Annotated in this window: 21 protein-coding genes; 6 read left to right on the forward strand and 15 right to left on the reverse strand. The window is 50.8% G+C overall.

Annotated features, from left to right (window positions below; translation table 11 throughout):
* Positions 1–1,281, reverse strand: a complete 1,281-nt coding sequence (gene yebS, locus A6301_RS00230; protein ID WP_107170641.1) for a membrane integrity lipid transport subunit YebS — start codon at positions 1,279–1,281, stop codon at positions 1–3.
* A 293-nt stretch (positions 1,282–1,574) separates the two neighbouring features.
* On the opposite strand from yebS, the gene A6301_RS00235 reads away from it, so the two are divergent.
* The 3 genes from A6301_RS00235 (at position 1,575) to prc (ending at position 4,959) form a co-directional block, all read left to right on the forward strand.
* The gene (locus A6301_RS00235; RefSeq protein WP_107170640.1) at positions 1,575–2,081 is read left to right on the forward strand and encodes a GAF domain-containing protein; all 507 of its coding nucleotides are present in this window, start codon (positions 1,575–1,577) and stop codon (positions 2,079–2,081) included.
* Between the two features lie 84 nt (positions 2,082–2,165).
* Positions 2,166–2,924, forward strand: coding sequence for an RNA chaperone ProQ (proQ, locus tag A6301_RS00240; RefSeq protein ID WP_107170639.1), 759 nt, complete (start codon positions 2,166–2,168; stop codon positions 2,922–2,924).
* Positions 2,925–2,943: 19 nt separating this feature from the next.
* A complete protein-coding gene (gene prc / locus A6301_RS00245) occupies positions 2,944–4,959 on the forward strand; it encodes a carboxy terminal-processing peptidase (RefSeq protein WP_234256830.1) in 2,016 nt (671 codons plus the stop codon).
* Between the two features lie 117 nt (positions 4,960–5,076).
* Here the strand turns inward: prc and A6301_RS00250 are convergent, their stop codons facing one another.
* Together A6301_RS00250 and A6301_RS00255 are read right to left on the reverse strand one after the other, a co-directional pair.
* Positions 5,077–5,943 (reverse strand): AraC family transcriptional regulator, encoded by an 867-nt coding sequence (locus A6301_RS00250; RefSeq protein WP_234256831.1) that lies wholly within the window; start codon positions 5,941–5,943, stop codon positions 5,077–5,079.
* The gene (locus A6301_RS00255) at positions 5,940–6,572 is read right to left on the reverse strand and encodes a YbhB/YbcL family Raf kinase inhibitor-like protein (RefSeq protein WP_107170636.1); all 633 of its coding nucleotides are present in this window, start codon (positions 6,570–6,572) and stop codon (positions 5,940–5,942) included. The genes A6301_RS00250 and A6301_RS00255 overlap by 4 nt, the downstream gene beginning before the upstream one ends.
* Here A6301_RS00255 and A6301_RS00260 point away from each other — a divergent pair.
* Positions 6,552–6,773 carry a hypothetical protein gene (locus A6301_RS00260; protein WP_133169877.1) on the forward strand — a complete coding sequence of 74 codons (222 nt, stop codon included), beginning with the start codon at positions 6,552–6,554 and terminating at the stop codon, positions 6,771–6,773. The genes A6301_RS00255 and A6301_RS00260 overlap by 21 nt on opposite strands.
* Here the strand turns inward: A6301_RS00260 and potD are convergent.
* The 4 genes from potD to potA all read right to left on the reverse strand — a co-directional run bounded on the left by potD (position 6,770) and on the right by potA (position 10,630).
* Positions 6,770–7,813 (reverse strand): spermidine/putrescine ABC transporter substrate-binding protein PotD, encoded by a 1,044-nt coding sequence (potD, locus tag A6301_RS00265; RefSeq protein ID WP_107170635.1) that lies wholly within the window; start codon positions 7,811–7,813, stop codon positions 6,770–6,772. The two genes, A6301_RS00260 and potD, sit on opposite strands and share 4 nt — an antisense overlap.
* Before the next feature lie 84 nt (positions 7,814–7,897).
* A complete protein-coding gene (gene potC / locus A6301_RS00270) occupies positions 7,898–8,674 on the reverse strand; it encodes a spermidine/putrescine ABC transporter permease PotC (RefSeq protein WP_107170634.1) in 777 nt (258 codons plus the stop codon).
* The gene (gene potB, locus A6301_RS00275) at positions 8,671–9,531 is read right to left on the reverse strand and encodes a spermidine/putrescine ABC transporter permease PotB (protein WP_234256832.1); all 861 of its coding nucleotides are present in this window, start codon (positions 9,529–9,531) and stop codon (positions 8,671–8,673) included. Before potB ends, potC begins: the two co-directional genes overlap by 4 nt.
* Positions 9,515–10,630 carry a spermidine/putrescine ABC transporter ATP-binding protein PotA gene (gene potA / locus A6301_RS00280; RefSeq protein ID WP_107170632.1) on the reverse strand — a complete coding sequence of 372 codons (1,116 nt, stop codon included), beginning with the start codon at positions 10,628–10,630 and terminating at the stop codon, positions 9,515–9,517. The genes potB and potA overlap by 17 nt, the downstream gene beginning before the upstream one ends.
* A gap of 382 nt (positions 10,631–11,012) precedes the next feature.
* Between potA and pepT the strand changes: the two genes are divergently transcribed.
* Positions 11,013–12,245: a peptidase T gene (gene pepT, locus A6301_RS00285; RefSeq protein ID WP_107170631.1), complete on the forward strand. Its 1,233-nt coding sequence runs from the start codon at positions 11,013–11,015 to the stop codon at positions 12,243–12,245.
* Between the two features lie 78 nt (positions 12,246–12,323).
* Here pepT and A6301_RS00290 read toward each other — a convergent pair whose 3' ends face one another.
* From A6301_RS00290 to rluE, 8 genes are all read right to left on the reverse strand, one after another.
* Positions 12,324–13,445 (reverse strand): cupin domain-containing protein, encoded by a 1,122-nt coding sequence (locus A6301_RS00290; protein WP_107170630.1) that lies wholly within the window; start codon positions 13,443–13,445, stop codon positions 12,324–12,326.
* 135 nt (positions 13,446–13,580) lie between these two features.
* Positions 13,581–15,041 carry a two-component system sensor histidine kinase PhoQ gene (gene phoQ, locus A6301_RS00295; protein ID WP_107170629.1) on the reverse strand — a complete coding sequence of 487 codons (1,461 nt, stop codon included), beginning with the start codon at positions 15,039–15,041 and terminating at the stop codon, positions 13,581–13,583.
* The gene (phoP, locus tag A6301_RS00300; protein ID WP_107170628.1) at positions 15,038–15,727 is read right to left on the reverse strand and encodes a two-component system response regulator PhoP; all 690 of its coding nucleotides are present in this window, start codon (positions 15,725–15,727) and stop codon (positions 15,038–15,040) included. The genes phoQ and phoP overlap by 4 nt, the downstream gene beginning before the upstream one ends.
* Positions 15,728–15,968: 241 nt before the next feature.
* Complete coding sequence (gene purB, locus A6301_RS00305; protein WP_205542309.1) at positions 15,969–17,339, reverse strand: adenylosuccinate lyase; 1,371 nt, start codon at positions 17,337–17,339, stop codon at positions 15,969–15,971.
* Between the two features lie 132 nt (positions 17,340–17,471).
* A complete protein-coding gene (hflD, locus tag A6301_RS00310) occupies positions 17,472–18,110 on the reverse strand; it encodes a high frequency lysogenization protein HflD (RefSeq protein ID WP_107170626.1) in 639 nt (212 codons plus the stop codon).
* A 2-nt stretch (positions 18,111–18,112) separates the two neighbouring features.
* Positions 18,113–19,255, reverse strand: coding sequence for a tRNA 2-thiouridine(34) synthase MnmA (gene mnmA, locus A6301_RS00315; RefSeq protein WP_370642164.1), 1,143 nt, complete (start codon positions 19,253–19,255; stop codon positions 18,113–18,115).
* 104 nt (positions 19,256–19,359) lie between these two features.
* Positions 19,360–19,806, reverse strand: coding sequence for an NUDIX hydrolase (locus tag A6301_RS00320; RefSeq protein WP_107170625.1), 447 nt, complete (start codon positions 19,804–19,806; stop codon positions 19,360–19,362).
* Positions 19,799–20,425: a 23S rRNA pseudouridine(2457) synthase RluE gene (gene rluE / locus A6301_RS00325; RefSeq protein WP_234257167.1), complete on the reverse strand. Its 627-nt coding sequence runs from the start codon at positions 20,423–20,425 to the stop codon at positions 19,799–19,801. The genes A6301_RS00320 and rluE overlap by 8 nt, the downstream gene beginning before the upstream one ends.
* A gap of 131 nt (positions 20,426–20,556) precedes the next feature.
* On the opposite strand from rluE, the gene icd reads away from it, so the two are divergent.
* Entirely contained in the window at positions 20,557–21,810 is a 1,254-nt protein-coding gene (icd, locus tag A6301_RS00330) for an NADP-dependent isocitrate dehydrogenase (RefSeq protein ID WP_005968922.1), read from the forward strand.
* The last annotated feature ends 49 nt before the right edge of the window (positions 21,811–21,859 follow it).

A 21,859-nucleotide genomic window follows, 5' to 3' on the forward strand; every position in this document is an offset into this window, starting at 1 on the left:
TTATTCCACATCAGTGTTGTCCCACATCAGTCGGCTATCCAGCCATTCAACGGCAAGGATAGTGAGAATCACCGCCGCGCCAAAGTAAAAAGCAGCAGGCCCCATGGTGAAAGCGAGTAGTTGATCGCGGTTGACGAGCGACATCGTCAGGGCAATCACAAATAAATCGAGCATGGACCAGCGGCCGATCCAACGGATAACACGCAGCAGCTTCATGCGCATCATTATATTGCCTTCCGACTGGACATGAATGCTAACCAGCAGGCCGAACAGCACTATAACCTTAGTAAACGGCACCAGAATACTGGCGATGAAAACCACCATTGCGATCGGAATATTGCCTGATGCAAGCGAAAGAATACCGGAAAAGATCGTATCCTCCGTGCGTGCACCGTTGACATAAATAATTGATATGGGCAACAGGTTGGCGGGTAACAGTAAAATTATAGAGGCAATCAGCGCCGCCCAGGATTTCTGCAAGCTCTGACGCTGGCGTAAACGAAGCGGAATATGGCAACGGGGGCAGCGCCCACGGTTGTCGGGCGAACTGGTGAAATGGCAGGAAAGGCAGATTCGGTAGCGATCTGGAGAAATGAGCGGCCTCAGGCGCGGATAAAACCGCTGCCAAAGCTGATCGGTATTTAAGTGGATCAACGTCAACAGGCTTAAGATCATCAGCGCCAGAAAGGCAACGAGCCCGATACCCGCCTGAACATCTGCGAATTCACGGACTTTGATCGCGGCGACGGCCATACCAACCAGATAGATATCGAGCATCATCCACTCTTTTAGCCGTTGCAACATGAGCAGAATAGGGCGCAGGTTCATACCGATTCGGGGGGCAAAAAACAGGTATAACAGCGAAAAAACTAACGTTAGCGGTGCGCCAACGGTACAAAAGGCGACCATACTTGCCGTGAGCGGGTGTCCTTGTCGGGTGATTTGCCAAATACCTTCAAACAGGCTGGCATTAATCGTGACACCCAACAGACGAATGCTGATCAACGGTTCAGTGAAGGCAAAAGGCATGAGTACCAGCATGGCGACGGCCATTGCAGCAAGGCGAGAAATGGTCCAGTCTCTGCCTGAACTGACTTTGGCATCACAGCGTGGACAGTTTGCTGTCTGGTTCCGCTTCAACTGGGGTAGCGTAAAAACAGCATCGCATTCCGGGCAGCGGTGATAGCGGTCTATGGCGGACGCGGTGCTTTTTGCGCCACTGCTTAGCGGTGGGCGGGGAGAAGAAAACGGCGCAGGGCTGGTTATATTATGTATTTTCATCTTTCCTGCGATCCGGTAGAAGGTATCGAACCCCGTTATTACTAATGGATAACGTATTCACAGCGACTCAGTGTAACTGAATGATAAATTCATAAAAGGATATGATTGCTGACCGATGTTATTTTGCAGATGGAAATAGCACGATATGCACGACAACGATACCGTAAAGCGGATGATTCTTCGCGCGAAGGCGCTCATCTTATGGCATTCTGTAGCCGATGCTAATGCAGCCTGTGTGGGAATTGTCCGCACTGTTTCGAAAAGACAACGATAGACTTTATGAATAAACAAGTATGAATAAACAAGCGTTTTATCAGGATCTCATTCGCGATATGTCATCGCTTATTGCGGATGAAAACCGTTTTATTACGATTTTGTCAAACAGTAGTGCGCTGCTGTTTGAGCGTTTGGATGGGGTTAACTGGGCAGGGTTTTACCTGTTGGATAACGACACGCTTTTCCTGGGACCGTTTCAGGGTAAGGTTGCCTGTGTACGTATTCCAGTTGGCAAAGGTGTGTGCGGTACGGCGATAGCTGAAAATCGCATTCAGCGTGTGGATGATGTTCATGCGTTCCCCGGTCATATCGCCTGTGATGCCGCGAGTAATGCTGAAATCGTGCTACCGCTTGTCGTTAATGGGCAACGGATTGGCGTTCTGGATATTGACAGTACCCTTTATCAACGTTTTGACGCGGATGATGAAGAAGGGCTGAAGGCCGTAGTGAGCGTACTTTGTGCTCAACTGGAAGCGAGCGATGTGATGACATTCATCAATTCTCTCTCGTTGAGACAAGGTTAACGTGGCAATTGCCGATGGCGTCATTATAATGACGCCTGTTCATGCCTGCGCCGGTTGGCAAACCCGTTGTAATCAGGAAATTTCATGGAAAATCAACCTAAGTTGAACAGTAGTAAAGAAGTCATCGCCTTTTTGGCAGAGCGGTTCCCGCTTTGTTTCACCACTGAAGGTGAAACACGTCCGTTAAAAATCGGTATTTTTCAAGATCTTGTTGAGCGTGTACCGGAATCCGATAACGTCAGTAAGACGCAATTACGCTCTGCGCTGCGTCTTTATACTTCAAGCTGGCGGTATCTATACGGTGTAAAATTGGGTGCTCAACGTGTAGATCTGGATGGTAACCCGTGTGGCGAGTTGGAACAGCAGCATGTTGATCATGCTCGCACGCAGTTGGAAGAAGCGAAAGCGCGAGTTCAAGCTCAGCGTGCTGAGCAGCAGGCGAAAAAACGTGAAGCAGCCGGAGAAACGGCAGATGCAGCGCGTACACCTCGTCCTGCTCAGAGACGTGCGCCGCGTCGCGATGCTTCAAACGATGCATCTCGAAACCCTGCGTCTCAAAACCATGCACCGCGTAAACCACGCCAGTCTTCTTCCGGCCAATCTCAGTCCTCTTCTCAGCAATCAGCGAATGCTCAGCCGCGTCAGGCAAAGCCTGCCAGCAATGAGCGTCAGCGGGTTGCGGTTACGGATGTTTCCAAACTGCAAATCGGTCAGGAAATCAAAGTCAGAGCCGGCAAAGATGCCATGGATGCCACCGTGCTTGAAATTGCCAAAGGCGAAGTCAGAGTACAATTGGCTTCTGGACTGGCAATGATTGTACGCGCAGAACACTTGCAGTTCTGATACGGAGGCCAACCTGGGCATGAACAACTTAGTCAGAATAACCGCCATTGCAGGTTTACTGCTGGCGGGCTCTAGTTTTGCAAATGAAAACATTACGCGTGTTGAGCAGATCCCTCAGCTACATCAGGAGCCTCAACATGCCACCGTAAGCGACAGGGTGGCCTCACGTTTCCTGCGTTCGCATTATCGCCAGTTTATGCTGGATGCGCAGTTCTCTGAGAAAATTTTTAACCGCTACCTCAACATGCTGGACTACAGCCACAATGTGCTGCTGGCCTCTGATGTGGCGCAGTTTTCCGGGCAAAAAGCCCAATTGGGCGACGCGCTGAAATCCGGTCAACTGGATGTTCCGTACGCGTTGTACAATCTGGCGCAGAAGCGTCGGTTTGAGCGTTTTCAATATGCACTGTCGCTGCTGGAAAAACCGGTCGATCTGACGGGTAATGATACGTTTGAGCTCGATCGTAGCAAAGCGCCTTGGCCGCAGAACGCAGGGGAACTTAACCGCCTGTGGGATGCCAAGGTGAAATATGACTGGCTCAGCCTAAAGCTGACGGGTAAAGATGATAAAGACATCAAAGAGACGCTGACCAAGCGTTACCAGTTTGCGATTCGTCGTTTGGCGCAGAGCAACAGCGAAGATGTTTTCCAACTGATCATGAACGCCTTTGCGCGTGAAATTGACCCGCATACCAGCTACCTGTCACCGCGTAACACCGAGCAATTCAATACCGAAATGAGCCTATCGCTCGAAGGGATTGGTGCCGTGTTGCAGATGGATGATGACTACACCATGATTAATTCCATGGTGCCCGGTGGCCCCGCAGCGAAGAGCAAAAATATTACTGTCGGTGACCGCGTGGTTGGCGTAGGCCAAAGCGGTAAGCCAATGGTAGATGTTATCGGCTGGCGTCTGGATGATGTCGTTGCGCTGATTAAAGGGCCGAAAGGCAGTAAGGTGCGTTTGGAGATTCTGCCCGCAGGTAAAGGGACGAAAACCCGTATTGTCACGCTGACGCGTGAACGTATCCGCCTTGAAGATCGCGCAGTTAAAATGTCCGTCAAGACGGTTGGCAAAGATAAAGTCGGCGTGTTGGATATCCCAGGTTTCTATGTCGGTCTGACGGATGACGTAAAAGTTCAGCTCCAGAAACTGGAAAAACAGAACGTCAGCAGCATCGTGATTGACTTGCGGACGAACGGCGGCGGTGCGCTGACGGAAGCAGTAGGGCTTTCCGGTCTGTTTATCCCAAGCGGCCCTGTCGTTCAGGTACGCGATAATAATGGCAAGGTGCGCGAAGACAGCGATACCGACGGCATTGTGTATTACAAAGGCCCGCTGGTGGTGTTGGTTGACCGTTTCAGTGCTTCCGCTTCCGAGATCTTCGCGGCGGCGATGCAGGATTACGGTCGTGCACTGATCGTGGGTGAACCGACGTTTGGTAAAGGCACCGTACAGCAGTATCGCTCGCTGAATCGGATTTACGATCAGATGCTGCGCCCTGACTGGCCTGCGTTGGGTTCCGTGCAGTACACGATTCAGAAGTTCTATCGTATTGACGGCGGTAGTACTCAGATGAAAGGCGTGACGCCAGATGTGATGATGCCAACGGGCACCGAAACGGTAGATACCGGCGAGAAGTTCGAAGATAACGCGTTACCGTGGGATAGCATTAAAGCAGCCAACTACATCAAGAGCGGCGATCTGAAGGCGTTGATTAGCAAACTGAATGAACATCATCAGGAGCGTATCGCCAAAGATCCCGAGTTCCAGTTTGTTGCTCAGGATATTGCCCGCTACAACGCGATGAAGGATAAGCGCAATTTCGTCTCGCTCAATCTTGCCCAGCGTGAGAAAGAGAATGACGATGATGAAGCGTTGCGTCTGAACCGGATTAACGATCGGCTCGTGCGAGAAGGCAAGAAGCCACTCAAATCGCTGGACGATTTGCCGAAAGATTATCAGGCACCCGATCCTTATCTGGATGAAACGGTGAAAATCGCTCACGATTTGGCGCAAGAACAGAAAGAGTAATATGCCAACGTTGTTCTGATTATATTTTGAGTTGTTGCTTAGCGCCCTGTTGGTCTATCTGACAGGGCGCTTTGTTTTGGATGTTGCCGGTGATGGTGTTGTCTCGTCGATGACGGATTAACGAATTTTGGTGGGTGAACAGCCAAAACGGTTTTTAAACCGTTCGGAAAAACGCGCAGAGGATTTATACCCGCAGGCCTCAGCCAAACGTTGCATGCTCCATGACGTCGTCTGTACCAACATCATCGCGTGCTGCATCCGTGTCTCTAGCAACAATACTTCAAAGCGCGTCTGCTCGGCGGATAGCCTTCGGCGTAACGTAGCTTCACTCATAGCCAGCAAACGCCCCGCTGACTGTGCCGTCCAGTGGCGCTCCGGCTCTTCACTGATAAGCGCGCGTAGCTGGGTAGAAACGCCTGGCTGTGGCGGCACGCCAAAACGATATCCTCGCTCTGATAACACCAGCAGCATGTCCATCAACCGGAGCTCTAGACGCGATTCATTGAGCGTGTTGCCGGTAATCCCTTCAACCAGATGCTGTAATGTGCTGGTGAGATCGTCATCCAACGTGAAAATCGTGAAGGGGGATGGGGGTTGCGCAGGAACGTGTTCATCAGGATAGCGGAGATAAAAACGCGTCAGAAGCGTGGATGAAAACGTCAGAAAGATCGACCGGAAAGCGGAATCACGACCGCCGGGCGTTTTCGCCAGATCGGCGCTTGCGTCAGGCGTAATCAGACAAAGCTGAGACGGCGTGTCGACAATCGTCGTTTTGTTTTGTTCGAGAATGGTTAGTTGGCCGGAGAGAACCAGCAGAAGCGTGGCTTCATAAAAATGAAAACGCGTTGTCTGCTGGGGGGCGCGTAGATGAGGTTGTGCTAATGCACACAGGCCATACCGCTGTAGCGGCTGGCCTGATGGCAAACGCCAGTCCGCCTCTGCAATGATAGACGGAGAAGCAGGGCGTAAAGCGGTCACACTCATAGCAATTGAGGATTCAACGTATACAGCCCGGTGAGTTTGGCTTCAGCCAATACGGGCGCGTTAGCGAGCGCGGCACGGACACTTGTCCCGTTGATCTCACCTTCTATCGCTAAAGAAGACGTCGCGAGGGCGTAAAGTGTGAAAATATAATGATGGACGATCGCATCGTTCCACGGCGGGCAAGGGCCATCATAACCATAGTAATTGCCTTTCATTTGTTCGTCGGCGGCGAACCAGGCGGTGTAATCATTGATGCCGTGCCGGAGCCCTGCGGGGGCGTTTGGGCCTGCTTTCCCACGAGGAGTGATGGTATTGGAATGCGAGGCGGCGGCAATTTCGCTGACGCTGGCGGGAATATCCAGCAATAGCCAATGGTAGAAATCGACGCGCGGCAGAGAAGCGCTTACCTCACGGCCTTCCTGATTCACATCGTCACCGCGGCTAGGTACATCCGGGTCGTGGCAGATCAACACGAAAGACTGTGTCCCTGCGGGAGTGCCCTGCCAGACAAGATGGGGATTGTGGTTAGAAGACAGCGCAATGCGGCTGTTTGCATCCGGTATAGCAAAGGCAAATTCGCCTGGGATAGTTTCGCCGTCCTGAAAACTGTGGCTGGAGAGTTGCAGCATGATGGTGCTCCTTATCGTGGTTCTGATGAGTATGGTGTTATTATAGGAGAAGTTGCATGTAATTATTTTCCTAATGCCGTCACGATAATGCTTTTAGCTGTCAATTTGAGTGCTTTAGATATCATCGCTAAAAAAATGGCTTCCGATAAGGGAAGCCACTGTGATTTAGCCGATGCACATCACGATAGCGCGTGTGATTAACGGCCGGCTTTTAGCTGTTGGAAATAGGTTTCGTATAGCGTGCTGGCGCTGCCAACGTCGTTCTGCCATTCGCCTTTGGCAATGGTTTCATCGTCTGGATACAACGTTTTGTCACCTGACACTTCAGGAGGCAGTAATTTCTTCGCAGCCAGATTTGGCGTTGGATAGCCGATGGTTTCTGCAACCTGAGCCGCCACTTCCGGGCGCAGTAGGAAGTCGATCAACTTCATCGCACCGTCAACATTCTTTGCGTTGGCTGGAATTGCCAGGCTGTCCATCCAGAAGATGCCGCCTTCTTTGGGCCAGATAACATCCAGCGGTGTGCCCGCCTGACGCGCCACATAGGCAGAACCGTTCCATACCATACCCAGATTAACCTCACCCTCAATGAACGGGTTACCAGGGTTGTCCGAGTTGAACGTCAGTACATTTGGCATCAGGGTTTGCAGTTCTTTATACGCCGCCTCAATCTCTTTGGGATCGGTGGTGTTCGCGGAGTAACCCAGTTTACGCAGGGCGATCTGGAATACCTCACGTGCATCATCCGTTAGTAGCAGGCTGTCTTTATATTTCTTATCCCACAGATCGGCCCAACCGGTGACGCTGGCGGGGTCAATCATTTCATGATTAATACCTATCGCTGTTGCGCCCCAGATATAGGGAATGGAGTAGTCATTGTTCGGATCGAAGGACTTGTGCAGCAGGTTCGGATCGAGGTTATGGAAGTTACTGAGTTTGCTGGTATCAATTTTTTGCAGCATGCCTTCTTTACTCATCTTGGAGATGAAATAGGTCGATGGCACAACCAGATCGTAGGCACCGTCCTTATAGGTTTTCAGCTTGGCATACATACTCTCGTTGGATTCATAGGTGGAGTAAATTACCTTGATGCCCGTTTCTTTGGTGAACTGTTCCAGCAGGCCCGGCGGTACATATTCGGTCCAGTTATAAAAATAGAGCGTTTTGCCGTCGTTGGCATTAGCGGTGTTGATACCAAACGCCAGCGCGCAGGTTGCCAGTAGGTGTGGCCACTTTTTCATTATGTTTACCTCCTAGTCCCAAAGGAAATACCTGCTGGTATCAGCAGATATGAAATAACGGTAGTTATCATGCGAGTTGCAATCTTATTTTCCGGTGCGGTCGCGTAAAATCAGTTGGCTACTGAGCACCAGTACAAGCGACAGAATGAGCAAAATCGTTGCCAGCGCATTGACTTCAGGGGATACGCCAACCTTCACCATCGAGTAAATCTTCAACGGCAGAATTTCATACGCGGGGCCGGTGACAAACGAAGAGACCACCACGTCGTCCATCGACAGCGTGAAACTGAGCAGCCAACTGGCCGCGACGGCTGGCATCGCCAGTGGCAGAATAATTTTGCGCAGAATAATCACTTCACTGGCCCCTAAGTCGCGCGCCGCTTCCAGCATCCGCACGTCGAAACCTTTCAGACGCGAGTAGACGGTTACTACCACAAAGGGTAGGCAGAACGTGATGTGGGAAAACAGCAACGACCAGAACCCGAGCGATATGCCCAACAGCATGAAGAGTACCAGCAGCGAAATTGCCATCACGATATCCGGCGACATCATCACCACGAACAGCATGCCGCCGACAAAAGGCTTGCCACGAAAACGATAGCGATACAGCGCGACGGCCGTTAGAGAACCCATCAGTGTGGCGAACGTCGCGGAAAACACCGCCATGGTCAGCGAATGCTGCGCGGCCTGAAGCAGGCTGTCATTGTTCATCAGCAGTCGATACCAGTCCAGCGTAAATCCCTGCCAGTTGATGCCGAAGCGCGCCTGATTAAAGGAGTTCACGATCAGAATAACGATCGGAATGTACAGGTAAGCGTAAATGATGGACATAAATCCACCGCGGATTAAGCGTCCGATCATTCCAGCTCTCCCTTTTTATTCAGCAGGCGGGCTGTACGGTAGTAGATAAACAGCAGCACGCCCATGACCAGCGTCAGACAGATGCTAGTGGCGGCACCAAACGGCCAATCGCGGATATTAAGAAACTGGCTTTTAATCACGTTACCGATCAGCAAATTCTTGGCTCCGCCCATCAGATCGGCAACGAAGAACAATCCCATGGCAGGCAGCAGCACCAGCAGACATCCGGCGATAATTCCCGGCATGGTTAGCGGGATCACCACGCGAATGAAGGTTTGCCATTTACTGGCACCCAGATCGCGTGCGGCTTCAAGATAGGATTTATCGAGTTTTTCAATACTGGAGTAAAGCGGTAGCACCATGAAAGGCAGCAGGATATAAATCAGCCCGAGAATAACGGCTTCGGAGGTGTACATAATCCGTAGCGGTGTATCAATCAAGCCCGTCCAGAGCAGAAACTCATTCAGATGGCCGCGTGTACTAAGGAAAATTTTCAGTCCGTAAATGCGAATCAGCGAGTTGGTCCAAAATGGCACAATCAGCAGAAACAACATCAATGGCTGAACTTTTTGCGGTAAGCGTGCCAGAATAAAGGCGAACGGATAGCCCAAGATCAGACAGCAGAGCGTGGCGATAACGGCCATATTCAGCGAATGCAACAGGACTGAAGCATAAAGTGGATCGGCCAGCCGCGTGTAGTTTTCCAGCGTAAAGACCAGGCTGACGAAGTGGGTGTCATCGCGCGTCAGAAAACTGGTTCCGATGATCATCAGGTTGGGCAAGAAAACAAACAGCACCAGCCAGGCAACGATGAAGGCAATAATGGTGTTTTGAAAGCGTTTACGCGATGTCTTCATCGTGCAGGACTACCTCCCAACTTTCCACCCAGGTGACGTCCACTTTCTGGTTGAGTGAATGATCGAAGTCGGGATCGTCTTCGTTAAAGAACTCGCTAACCATGACCATCTTGCCATTTTCCAACTCGATGTTGGATTCCAGCGTCATGCCTTTATAGTTACGTTCGCGCACGTAACCCACCATTCCTTCCGCCTGCATGTCATCACCCAGTTCTTCGACGCGTAAATCTTCCGGCCGCAGCAGCACGTTGAGGTGTTGGCCAACGTTGACTGGGACGCTGACGGTAATAATGCATTCGTGGCCTTCAACCTGTGCGCGAACCCGCTGTTCGTCCAGTTGTTCCAGTGCGATGGCATCAAAGATATTGATTTCACCGATGAAACTGGCAACGAACAGATTTTTCGGTTCTTCGTAGATTTCACGCGGTGTGCCATCTTGCTCGATCCGCCCGTCGCGCATCACCACGATGCGATCGGACATCGTCAGTGCTTCTTCCTGATCGTGTGTGACAAAAATGAAGGTAATACCCAGCTTACGTTGCAGCGCTTTCAGTTCATTCTGCATCTGCTTACGCAGTTTGTAATCGAGTGCAGACAGAGATTCGTCCAGCAGCAGCACTTTCGGCTGGTTAACGACCGCGCGGGCGATGGCAACACGCTGTTGTTGGCCACCGGACAACTGGTGCGGGCGGCGCTGTGCCATTTCTTCCAACTGCACCATTTTCAACGCGTCAATCACGCGTGGGGTAATCTCCGCGGCAGGCGTTTTCTGCATGCGTAGGCCAAACGCCACGTTTTCAAACACGCTGAGATGAGGAAACAGTGCATAGCTTTGAAATACAGTATTAACGTGCCGCTGCTCGGCGGGCTGATGGGTAATGTCCTGCTTTTCCAGCATGATATTGCCGCTATCGACCGTTTCCAGACCGGCAATCAGGCGCAGTACGGTGGTTTTACCGCAGCCGGAGGGCCCGAGGATCGTTAAAAATTCACCGTCATTAATGGTGAGATTAAAGTGTGAAATGATGTCTTTGCCATCAAAACCTTTGTGGACGTTGATCAATTCAATGACCGGCACGGTTAGGGAGTTTTCTTTCATTAAGGTCTGGCTCTATTTCCTGATTTGGCCGATCAACGGCATTTCCGTTGCGATCGTACCAAGGGTTATCACCTTTCAGACAGCGTGTGCAATTAAGTGCGGCATTTTACGGGAAACGTTGCCTAACGCCAACTTGTGCGACCCTGCTTCCTGCCGATTAGTGAGTAAACGGTGGCAATTTAATCAATGGATTGGCTCATATGTCTCTCGGTTGTTATGTGGTTGTTGCCTGCTTTGGTCATTTTTCGTGGCGTGGTCGCTGCTTTTTGGCCTGAATTATGGTCTCACGGTTTGTTAAATCGGAAAAAAACTGACCTGACGCAATATCTACCGTAGTAGCCCTATCCATAATGCCTTTCAGGGTTCAGGGGGCATAGATAAGATGGATAAATTACTCGACAGATTTTTGAATTACGTTTCATTTGATACACAGTCTAAATCCGGCGTTCGGCAGGTGCCGAGCACCGATGGTCAATTGAAACTGGCGCGTGCGTTGCAGCAGGAACTGCTCGAACTGGGATTTGAACAAATCGCATTGAGCAAACAAGGTTGCCTGACGGCGACGCTGGCGGCGAATGTGGCCTGGCCCGTTCCGGCCATCGGCTTTATTTCACATATGGATACGTCACCGGATTTTAGTGGCAAAAATGTGAATCCACAGATTCTGGAAAACTACCGCGGTGGCGATATTGCCTTGGGTATGGGAGATGAAGTGCTGTCACCCGTCATGTTCCCGGTACTGCACCAGTTACTGGGACACACGCTGATTACAACAGATGGCAAAACGCTGCTGGGAGCGGATGATAAAGCGGGGATCGCTGAGATTATTACCGCGCTGGTACGATTGAAAAAAAGTCAGCTACCGCACGGTGATATTCGTATTGCCTTTACGCCCGATGAAGAGATTGGCAAGGGCGCGCAGTTTTTTGATGTCAAAGCGTTTAACGCACAGTGGGCCTATACCGTAGACGGTGGTGGTGTTGGTGAACTGGAGTATGAGAATTTTAATGCTGCATCGGTTCAGATAAAAATCGTAGGCAACAATGTGCATCCCGGTAGCGCCAAAGGCGTGATGGTCAATGCACTGACGCTGGCCGCTCGCTATCACCAGCAGGTGCCAGAGAGTGAGTCACCGGAGCAGACGGATGGCTACCAAGGGTTTTATCACCTCCACAGTATGAAAGGTTCTGTAGAACGGGCAGATCTACACTATATCGTCAGGGATTTTGACCGTAATGGCTTTGAGCGGCGTAAGCAGATGATGCTGGATATTGCTGAAAAGGTCGGCGCGGGGCTGCACCCGGATTGCTATATCGAAGTTACGATCGCCGATACCTATTACAACATGCGTGAGCAGGTTGAACAGCACCCGCATATTATCGCATTAGCACAGCAGGCGATGCGGGATTGCGATATTGAACCGAATATGAAACCGATTCGTGGCGGTACTGACGGCGCACACCTGTCATTTCAGGGGTTACCGTGCCCGAATCTGTTTACTGGTGGCTATAACTATCATGGCAAACATGAATTTGTCACGCTGGAAGGGATGGAAAAGGCGGTTTCCGTGATTATGCGCATTGCCGAGCTGACGGCGCTGCGCGCAAAACCGTAAGCGTGCCTATTTTGCAGAGATGAATAAGGCGGGAACACCCCGCCTTATCGTTGTACGAACGGCTATCTTCGTTTTATCTTAATCCGCGAAGTACCAGTAACCGCTATTAATCAGCACGGTGAGCTGTGCGAGGAAAGAGGGATCGTCCAGTGCATCGCCCAGCCGTTCCGCATCAATAGTCGTGTGCTCAGCCAACGCAAACAGCGCCGCTTTGTGCGTACTGTTCACTTTTTCCCCGTTAACGAAGCAGCTATCGCCAACGCAGATGACCCGCAAGCCACCTAAACGGCGCAGCGGTTCACCTTGTTGCAGATAGTCATACACTTCGCCTGCCTGATAAGGTGGCTCCGGCGGTGAGAGATCGAGCTCGTGACGGGACTGGGAAATAAATTCGCCAAACCAGTTCTGGAAATGCTCCGGCTGCTGCACCAGATCCAGCATCATTTTTTGCAGCGCATCCAACTCTTGCGGCAGTACGCTGGCGATATGATCGCGGGATGGAACATCAGGGTCGCTGTAGCGATAGCTGCCGAGTTCGCGGGAAAGGACATAATCCGCAAAGCCGCTGACCAGCTCGCGAGCGTTCGGTGCTCGGAACCCGACCGAGTAATTCAGCGAGTTTTCCAGTGAATAGCCTTCATGCGGGAAGCCCGGTGGAATGTACACAATATCACCCGGCTCCAGTTCTTCATCAATAATGGCCTCAAACGGCTCAACCTGAAGCAGGTCTGGATGCGGACAGTGCTGCTTCATCGGTATTTTTTCACCGATGCGCCAGCGGCGACGTCCCGTTCCCTGAATAATGAAAACATCATACTGATCCAGATGTGGCCCTACGCCACCACCGGGAACGGAAAATGAAATCATCAAATCATCGGTGCGCCAGTCCGGCAGTTGTCGAAAGGGCTGCATCAAGGCGGAAGAGGGCTCATGCCAGTGGTCGACGGCCTGTACCAGCAGCGACCAATTACTTTCCCCCAGGTGGTCATAGCTCTCGAAAGGACCATGGCTCACCTGCCAACGTCCATTCTGATGGCTGACGAGTCGGCTATCTACCTCATTTTCCAACGCCAGACCGGCGAGTTCGTCAGGTGAAATTGGGTCGATAAAATGTGTGAAACCGCCTTTAATCAGGAGCGGACGTTTTTGCCAGTAGTTCGCTAAAAAATCCTGCCAGTCGAGGTTAAGCTGATAGTCCATACCGTTTTCCAGAAACTTGTTTTTGAGGAAATGACTGTTCTTGAAGACATGATTTTTCTTGAAATAATCAGTATTTTAAAACAATCCGCATTGTGGCAATAAGTATAGCGGAAGCATCGTGCGCTGTACCGCCTTTCACCCCTCGTTCTGACTAAGGTTCTGGCGTGAAAAAATAGCTTCGACACGGGCACCGCCCAGTGCGCTGTCGCTGATGAGGATCTCCCCCTGATACTGCTCGATAATTTCAACAGCGACGGCGAGGCCGATGCCTTGTCCCGGACGCATGCGGTCGGCGCGCTGTCCACGTTGGAAAATGACCTCACGCTTGCTTTCAAGAATGCCGGGCCCGTCATCATCGATAATCAGATGCAGTTTATGATCGGAGTGCTGCACGCTAATTTCGACAAATTCCAGGCAGTACTTACAGGCGTTATCAAGGATATTTCCCATGACTTCCATGAAGTCATTCTTCTCGCCCACGAAGGTCAACTCGGGCGGAATATCGAGCGTCAAGGCGACGCCCTTACGCTGGTACACTTTATTTAACGCGGAACATAAGCCATCCAGTAATGCCGGAACTGAATGGACTTCGCGTATCAATAGATTATGTTCGGCGCGTACGCTGGCACGATGCAGGTAATACCCTATCTGCTGTGAGATACGACTGATTTGCGCCAACATGATGGGTTCAGCCTGATCGATAGTGATCTCTTTACCGGTACGCAACGCGCGTAACGTGGTCTGCAAGACCGCCAGCGGCGTTTTCAGGCTATGGGTGAGATCGGTGAGCGTTGTACGGTATTTATGGTAGCGCTGGCGTTCGTTGTTCAGCAGAATATTCAGGTTTTTTACCAGGCTGAACAATTCGCGCGGCGGATTTTCATCCAGTTGATCGCGCGTGCCTTTTTCTAATTCAGCGATCTGTTTTACCAGATGCTGAATGGGGCGCAAACTCCAGTGGGCACCAAGCCAAAGCAAGGGAAGCACCAGCAGGAGATTAGCGATCAAAACATAGCTGAACCACTCCCACACTACGTCTTCCTGTTGCAGTTCCTGTGGGATACGGTCGACCACCACAATGGTGATGGAAGGGAGATGCTCGGTCTTCGGATAAACGTTTACGGCGATGGAGTGCGTTAAGGCATTGCTTTGCGTACCATTCAGTGCTCGCAGGCTGCTTAACAGCAAAGTATTGCCCGTTAAGACCGCACTGCTGGTATCCGTGTCAGTATCTAATTCATGGTAGGCCGTTTTGTTCAGCCATTCGGATTTTATTAGCGCTTCCAGTTCTGGGACATGTTTTTCGCGCCAGAGCATATTGCCATGCTCATCATATATCAACACCAGAGTGGGGAAGTTGATGTCAACGTCGGGCGGCGTAACGATATTCAGTTGGTTGTCGCGCCACTGTGCGAGACTGTAGTAAAGGTTGCTCTCGCCACGTAATAGGCGGAATGACGTTTTATCGAAGTTGACGCTATAACCGATAATGGCGACGACGCCATAAGCTAGCGACAACGCCAGCACAATGGCCGCTGTCGCAAGTAAAAAACGAATGCGAAGCGAGAAGGGTAACTTCTTATCGGTATCACTCATACCGAGCCTGAGGGAGTATCAATATCAAAACGATATCCTTGTCCACGTACGGTAGTAATCACATCCGGCGCATCGGCTTGTTGAATTTTCTTGCGTAGTCGTCCCATCAGCACATCAATGGTATGACTTTCCCGTAGCTCTGCATCTGGATACAGCTGTAGCATCAGGGAATCTTTGCTAACGACTTTACCTTTGTTGCGAATCAACGTCTCGATAATGGTGTATTCAAACGCTGTCAATTTGATGGGAGCGCTGTGGATCACCAACTCGCGACGCGACAAATCAACCTCAAAGGGCGGTAGGCTGATGATTTGTGATGCCAACCCGCTGTTACGCCGCATCAGCGCCTGCAAACGTGCCACGACTTCTTCCATGTGGAAGGGTTTAGTGACGTAGTCATCCGCACCCGCTTCCAACACGGCAACTTTGTCTTGCCAACCCTCGCGTGCAGTCAGCACCAGAATAGGCAGCTTGGCCTGATTGGCTCGCCAGCGACGGATCATGCTCATACCATCTTCATCGGGTAACCCGAGGTCGACAATAGCAATGTCCGGCATGTTTTCATGAAGAAAGTAATCCGCTTCTTTAGCGTCAGAGGCGGCATCGACCTGATGCCCCATTTCATTCATCTGAACGGTTAAATGATGGCGTAGTAATACATTATCTTCAACGACCAGAATCCGCATCGTTATATCCTCTGTCGAATAGATAGGAGCATATTTATAAAAATACTTTTATGCACCTAATCTTTCACGAATGTCTCTCCCGCATATCAACATTATACGCAGAGAAAGTAATTTATTTTATTTGCTAAATTATCCACAGGAAGGGTAAACCGGGTATAAACGGGCTGGAAATGGTTGGTCTTAAGGGAAACTGGCGGGCAGGGTACCCGCCAGAGAACGGTCGAAATTTGTTTGAAAACGCTTATTTCAGATCGTCGACCATCGCGATAGCACGGCCGATGTAGTTGGCTGGTGTCATGGCTTTCAGGCGCGTTTTTTCCGCTTCCGGTAAGGCAAGGCCATCGATAAATTCCTGAATACCGGCAGCATCAACGCGTTTGCCACGCGTCAGCTCTTTCAGTTTCTCGTACGGTTTTTCAATGCCGTAGCGACGCATCACGGTTTGGATTGGCTCTGCCAACACTTCCCAGTTGTGATCCAATTCGTCAGCCAGACGATCGCGGTTCACTTCCAGTTTGCTGATGCCTTTCATCGTGGCCTGATACGCAATCAGTGCATATCCCACGCCGACGCCCAGATTACGCAGCACGGTAGAGTCAGTGAGGTCACGCTGCCAACGGGAAACCGGCAGCTTGCTAGCCAGATGCCCCAGAACGGCATTCGCCAGACCCAGGTTGCCTTCTGAATTTTCGAAATCAATCGGGTTAACTTTATGCGGCATGGTGGAAGAACCGATTTCGCCCGCAATAGTTTTCTGTTTGAAGTGATTCAGTGCGATGTAGCCCCAAATATCACGATCAAAGTCGATCAAAATCGTATTAAAACGCGCGATGCAGTCGAACAACTCGGCGATGTAATCATGCGGTTCGATCTGCGTGGTGTACGGGTTCCAGTTGATGCCCAACGATGTGACAAATTTTTCGCTGAACTGATGCCAATCGACTTCCGGATAGGCTGCCAGATGGGCGTTATAGTTACCGACAGCACCATTAATTTTGCCCAGAATCTCAACCTGTTGCAGCTGACGATATTGGCGCTCCATACGGTAAGCGACGTTAGCAAACTCTTTACCGATGGTGGAAGGTGTGGCTGGCTGACCATGAGTACGGGAAAGCAGTGGAATATCGCGGTATTCCTGCGCCAGTGTTTTCAGCGCATCAATGATTTGGCGCCAGTGCGGCAGAATGACATCGCGGCGAGCGGTATCCAGCATCAGCGCGTGAGACAGGTTGTTGATGTCTTCTGAAGTACAGGCGAAGTGGATAAATTCGTTGACGGCGTGTAGTGCTGGAATCGCAGCCACTTTTTCTTTCAGGAAATACTCAACGGCTTTCACGTCATGATTGGTGGTGCGCTCGATAGTTTTAATTCGTGCTGCATCTTCTTCGCTGAATTCGGCGACAATTTTATCAAGGAAAGCGTTTGCGTCCGCGTCAAATGCAGGAACTTCCTGGATCTCTGCACAGGCCGCCAGTTTTTGCAGCCAACGTACTTCAACCTGCACACGGAATTTCAGCAAACCGAATTCGCTGAAAATGGTGCGCAACGTGCTGACTTTATCGCCGTAGCGTCCATCAATAGGGGAAACGGCGGTCAGTGAGGATAATTCCATCGCAAGCAACTCCTGAGATTGGTTTCAATAACGATTAATTTCAATAAGAACGATTAATATCAATAAGGGCGATTGATTCTCGCGACGCTGGCGTTAGTCATACCAGCGTCAGCCATAGCGGCAAGAATACCATTAAACGGACGTGCAACGTGCCAATATCTGTTTTGCTTCTTTGACCAACTGACTGCGTGAAAACATCAGTTGTAAGCGCCCGCCGCCAATCTGCTGCCAAAGCACGACAGAACGGATACCAGCCAATAGTGCAGCACGCACTTTAGCCTGCACCTGACTGTTCTGTAGCACCTCCGGTGAGCCGGTAACCTGAATGCGTGGCCCCAGCGTACTGATGACGTCCACGTAAATCGCGGCTAGTGCGCTAACGATCGTTTCGGAAAGCAGCTCGAAATGTTCCAGTTGTCGCTCCAACTGCCCGATACGTTTGCCTAATTCGTCCAGCGAGGCAGATTTCGCATTTAGCTTACGTTCCAACGCAATCAGACTGAACGCATAGCGTGATAATTCTGCACCCGCGCCTTTATTACTGCTGGTATTCAGAATACCTAGCAGCGTTTCCACCCCCACTTTCAGGTTTTGCTCATCATTGCCATAAACGGCAAGCGTGGACGCTGGATTGAGGTTTAACACGCTGTTCAGCGAGGTATGCAAAACATCGTTATTACAGTTACCCGTATGGGCCAACTGTTGGACTAAATGCGCCGATTGGCAAACGCCGGCTAGCGCCAGCGTGATTTCATAATAATTTTTAGCCACGGTTACTCCTGTAAGCGTTCTTCGATGATACCGCCACCAAGGCACACGTCGTCCAGATAAAAGACGGCAGATTGACCCGGTGTCACGGCGGCGACAGGTTCATCAAAACGTACGGTAATGCGATCGTCGCCAAGCGGCGTGACGGTGCAGGGGATGTCCGCCTGACGGTAACGCGTTTTTACTGTACAGCGTAGTTCAGCGGTGAGTGGCTGGCGGTCGACCCAGTGCAGTTGCTGCGCAATTAAACCATGTGACATCAGGCGAGGGTGCTCATGACCCTGTGCGACATACAGAATATTGTTGGCGACATCTTTATCCACCACGTACCAAGGGTCTTCGCCACCGTCTTTGACGCCGCCAATGCCTAATCCTTTGCGTTGCCCCAGCGTGTGGTACATCAGACCCTGATGTTGTCCCATCGGTTTGTTATCATCGACGGACAGAATTGGCCCCGGTTGTGCAGGCAGATAGCGTGCCAGGAAATCGGTGAATTTACGCTCGCCGATAAAGCAAATACCGGTAGAATCTTTTTTCTTCGCAGTTGCCAGCTCAAGTTCTTCGGCGATTTTGCGAACCTGTGGTTTTTCCAGTTCACCGACCGGGAACAGGCTCTGTGCGATCTGTTCGTGACCCAGCGTATAAAGAAAATAGCTTTGGTCCTTATTACCGTCCATTCCACGCAGCAAACGGCTTTTGCCGTCAACATCGTGACGGCGGACATAGTGGCCTGTCGCGATATAATCCGCCCCAAGATCCTCGGCAGCGAATTCCAGAAAGGCTTTAAATTTGATCTCTTTATTGCACAGGATATCGGGATTGGGGGTACGACCCGCTTTATATTCTTCAAGGAAGAGTTCAAAAACGTTGTCCCAATATTCAGCGGCAAAATTGACGGTATGTAACTCGATACCCAGCTTGTCGCAAACGGCCTGCGCATCGGCAAGGTCTGTGGCGGCTGAGCAATATTCGGTGTCGTCATCCTCTTCCCAGTTTTTCATGAACAGGCCTTCAACATGATAGCCCTGTTGCTGTAACAGGTAAGCGGAAACGGAGGAATCAACACCGCCGGACATACCGACAATCACTTTTTTCTGGCTGTTATCTGACATGGGAGTCTCACGAACTGAATTTACTGACGCATTGATGCGAAAAACAAGCGGCGCATTTTAGCATGTTGAACGGAGGGCTGCATCGCTATTCCTGCCGTGAGCTGGTCAGGCCATTCACGGCAGGTTAAAAAGGCGGATGCTTAAAAAGGCCAGTTAAACGCGCCCAATAAGGCTAGCGGGTAGCGCTCTGGCTGCTGATAGCAACGAATACTTTCAGCCACTAGCGGTGAACGAAGGTGGCGAGAATGCAAAATTTCCTCGGCGGTCACCCAGCGACAACATTCGATATCGCTGTCGTGTGGTTGGGTGTCGACTCTTGTAGGCAGATCGAGCGCGAAGCAAAAACGTAAAAAGGGTGTGTTGTCGGGCGCGATCCATTGATGGAGGCGTAAGAAATTTTGTGGTGTGGCCTGAATACCCGTTTCTTCCCACAGCTCACGGCTTGCCGCCTGAATCAGCGTTTCGTCGGCTTCCAAATGACCCGCAGGCTGGTTCCATAATAATTTGTCGTTAATTAACTCTTCGACGACCAGAAAATGGTTTTCGGCCTGCACGACGCAGGCAACCGTGACATGGGGTTTAAACATCCGCTATCTCCTTCCATTCTCCTGGTAACAGGTTTTCTACGATTTGATTGGCCATGCCGTATCGAATCAGACGCAGGGTAGGATACCCGATATTCGCCGTCATACGACGGACTTGTCGATTACGGCCTTCATACAGCGTGATTTTTAGCCAGCAGTCAGGGATGCTTTTACGTTCACGTATGGGCGGATTGCGCGGCCACAGCCAGTCAGGTTCTGGAACGATCTCCGCGCCTGCGGGCAGCGTTTTGCCGTCATTCAGTTCCAGACCAGTACGAAAGCGCGTCAGCGCGGCGTCATCAGGAATACCTTCTACCTGAACATAGTAGATTTTGGCCGTTTTTTCCGTTGGTTGGGTGAGCCGTGCCTGAAGCTTGCCGTCATTGGTGAGAATCATCAGACCTTCGCTGTCGCGGTCCAGACGCCCGGCGGCGTAAATACCGCTAATCGGAATGTAATCTTTCAGCGTGCGGCGTCCGGCTTCATCAGTGAATTGCGGCAAGACATCGAAGGGCTTATTGAACAAAACAATCCGGCGCGGCGCATTGTCAGGTTGCCTTTTTCTTGCTGGCTGTGAGCTGAATCGTTTAACTTTGTGATTTTTAACAGGGAATTTATTCATCATCTTTATAGTCGCGGGTAACAAAAGCATTATACTCGAAATGGTTTGCGATTGGCGCGGGCTAAATATTCAAGTAGTATTGACACGCATCTTACAAGTCATTAACAAAATTGCGCTCGAAGGAGAGGTTAATGGAAAGCAAAGTAGTTGTACCGACAGAAGGTCAGAAAATCACGGTTGATGCTCAAGGCAAACTGGTTGTTCCGAACAATCCGGTTATCCCGTTTATCGAAGGTGACGGCATTGGTATCGATGTAACGCCTGCCATGATTAACGTAGTAGACGCCGCTGTGAAGAAAGCCTATCAGGGCAAGCGCGCGATTTCCTGGATGGAAATCTATACGGGTGAGAAATCCACGCAAGTTTACGGTAAAGATGTTTGGCTGCCGGATGAAACACTGGATTTGATCCGTGAATATCGTGTAGCGATTAAGGGCCCGCTGACAACGCCAGTCGGTGGTGGGATTCGTTCTCTGAACGTTGCGCTGCGCCAACAGTTGGATCTGTACGTTTGTCTGCGTCCGGTACGCTACTACGAAGGTACACCTAGCCCGGTTAAACAGCCTGAGCTGACTGACATGGTGATCTTCCGTGAAAACGCCGAAGACATTTATGCGGGTATCGAGTGGAAAGCGGGTTCTGCTGAAGCAGACAAAGTGATCAAATTCCTGCGTGAAGAAATGGGTGTTAGCAAAATCCGTTTCCCTGAGCAGTGTGGTATCGGTGTGAAACCGTGTTCCGAAGAAGGTACCAAACGTCTGGTTCGCGCGGCGATCGAGTACGCGATTACCAACGACCGTGATTCCCTCACGCTGGTGCACAAAGGCAACATCATGAAGTTCACCGAAGGCGCGTTTAAAGACTGGGGCTACCAGTTGGCGCGTGAAGAATTCGGCGGTGAATTGATCGATGGCGGCCCATGGGTGAAGATTAAGAACCCGAACACCGGCAAAGATATCGTGGTAAAAGATGTTATCGCTGACGCATTCCTGCAACAAATTCTGCTGCGTCCTGCTGAATATGACGTGATCGCCTGTATGAACCTGAACGGTGACTACATTTCTGATGCACTGGCAGCACAGGTTGGCGGTATCGGTATTGCTCCGGGTGCTAACATTGGTGACGAGTGCGCATTGTTTGAAGCCACGCACGGTACGGCACCGAAATATGCCGGTCAGGATAAAGTGAACCCAGGTTCCGTTATTCTGTCTGCTGAAATGATGCTGCGTCACCTGCAATGGTTCGAAGCAGCTGACCTGATTGTTAAAGGCGTTGAAGGCGCGATCAAGAACAAGACCGTGACTTACGATTTCGAACGTCTGATGGAAGGCGCTACGCTGCGTAAATGTAGCGAGTTCGCGCAGGACATCATTGACAACATGTAATCTGCTCTTTAACGCAGGTTATAATGATGGGGGCCAATTCTGGCCCCTT

The organism is Pectobacterium sp. IFB5596, from assembly GCF_021432585.1.
GTDB classification, from domain to species: Bacteria; Pseudomonadota; Gammaproteobacteria; order Enterobacterales; family Enterobacteriaceae; genus Pectobacterium; species Pectobacterium punjabense.

Coding starts and splice junctions, on each gene's coding strand:
- A6301_RS00235 (WP_107170640.1), top strand. CDS start 1,575: ATGAATAAACAAGCGTTTTATCAGGATCTCATTCGCGATATGTCATCG.
- phoP (WP_107170628.1), bottom strand. CDS start 15,727: ATGCGGATTCTGGTCGTTGAAGATAATGTATTACTACGCCATCATTTA.
- potC (WP_107170634.1), bottom strand. CDS start 8,674: ATGATCGGACGCTTAATCCGCGGTGGATTTATGTCCATCATTTACGCT.
- icd (WP_005968922.1), top strand. CDS start 20,557: ATGGAAAGCAAAGTAGTTGTACCGACAGAAGGTCAGAAAATCACGGTT.
- A6301_RS00320 (WP_107170625.1), bottom strand. CDS start 19,806: ATGTTTAAACCCCATGTCACGGTTGCCTGCGTCGTGCAGGCCGAAAAC.
- A6301_RS00255 (WP_107170636.1), bottom strand. CDS start 6,572: ATGCTGCAACTCTCCAGCCACAGTTTTCAGGACGGCGAAACTATCCCA.
- A6301_RS00290 (WP_107170630.1), bottom strand. CDS start 13,445: ATGGACTATCAGCTTAACCTCGACTGGCAGGATTTTTTAGCGAACTAC.
- potD (WP_107170635.1), bottom strand. CDS start 7,813: ATGAAAAAGTGGCCACACCTACTGGCAACCTGCGCGCTGGCGTTTGGT.
- A6301_RS00250 (WP_234256831.1), bottom strand. CDS start 5,943: ATGAGTGTGACCGCTTTACGCCCTGCTTCTCCGTCTATCATTGCAGAG.
- phoQ (WP_107170629.1), bottom strand. CDS start 15,041: ATGAGTGATACCGATAAGAAGTTACCCTTCTCGCTTCGCATTCGTTTT.
- potB (WP_234256832.1), bottom strand. CDS start 9,531: ATGAAGACATCGCGTAAACGCTTTCAAAACACCATTATTGCCTTCATC.
- purB (WP_205542309.1), bottom strand. CDS start 17,339: ATGGAATTATCCTCACTGACCGCCGTTTCCCCTATTGATGGACGCTAC.
- potA (WP_107170632.1), bottom strand. CDS start 10,630: ATGAAAGAAAACTCCCTAACCGTGCCGGTCATTGAATTGATCAACGTC.
- rluE (WP_234257167.1), bottom strand. CDS start 20,425: ATGAATAAATTCCCTGTTAAAAATCACAAAGTTAAACGATTCAGCTCA.
- yebS (WP_107170641.1), bottom strand. CDS start 1,281: ATGAAAATACATAATATAACCAGCCCTGCGCCGTTTTCTTCTCCCCGC.
- prc (WP_234256830.1), top strand. CDS start 2,944: ATGAACAACTTAGTCAGAATAACCGCCATTGCAGGTTTACTGCTGGCG.
- pepT (WP_107170631.1), top strand. CDS start 11,013: ATGGATAAATTACTCGACAGATTTTTGAATTACGTTTCATTTGATACA.
- proQ (WP_107170639.1), top strand. CDS start 2,166: ATGGAAAATCAACCTAAGTTGAACAGTAGTAAAGAAGTCATCGCCTTT.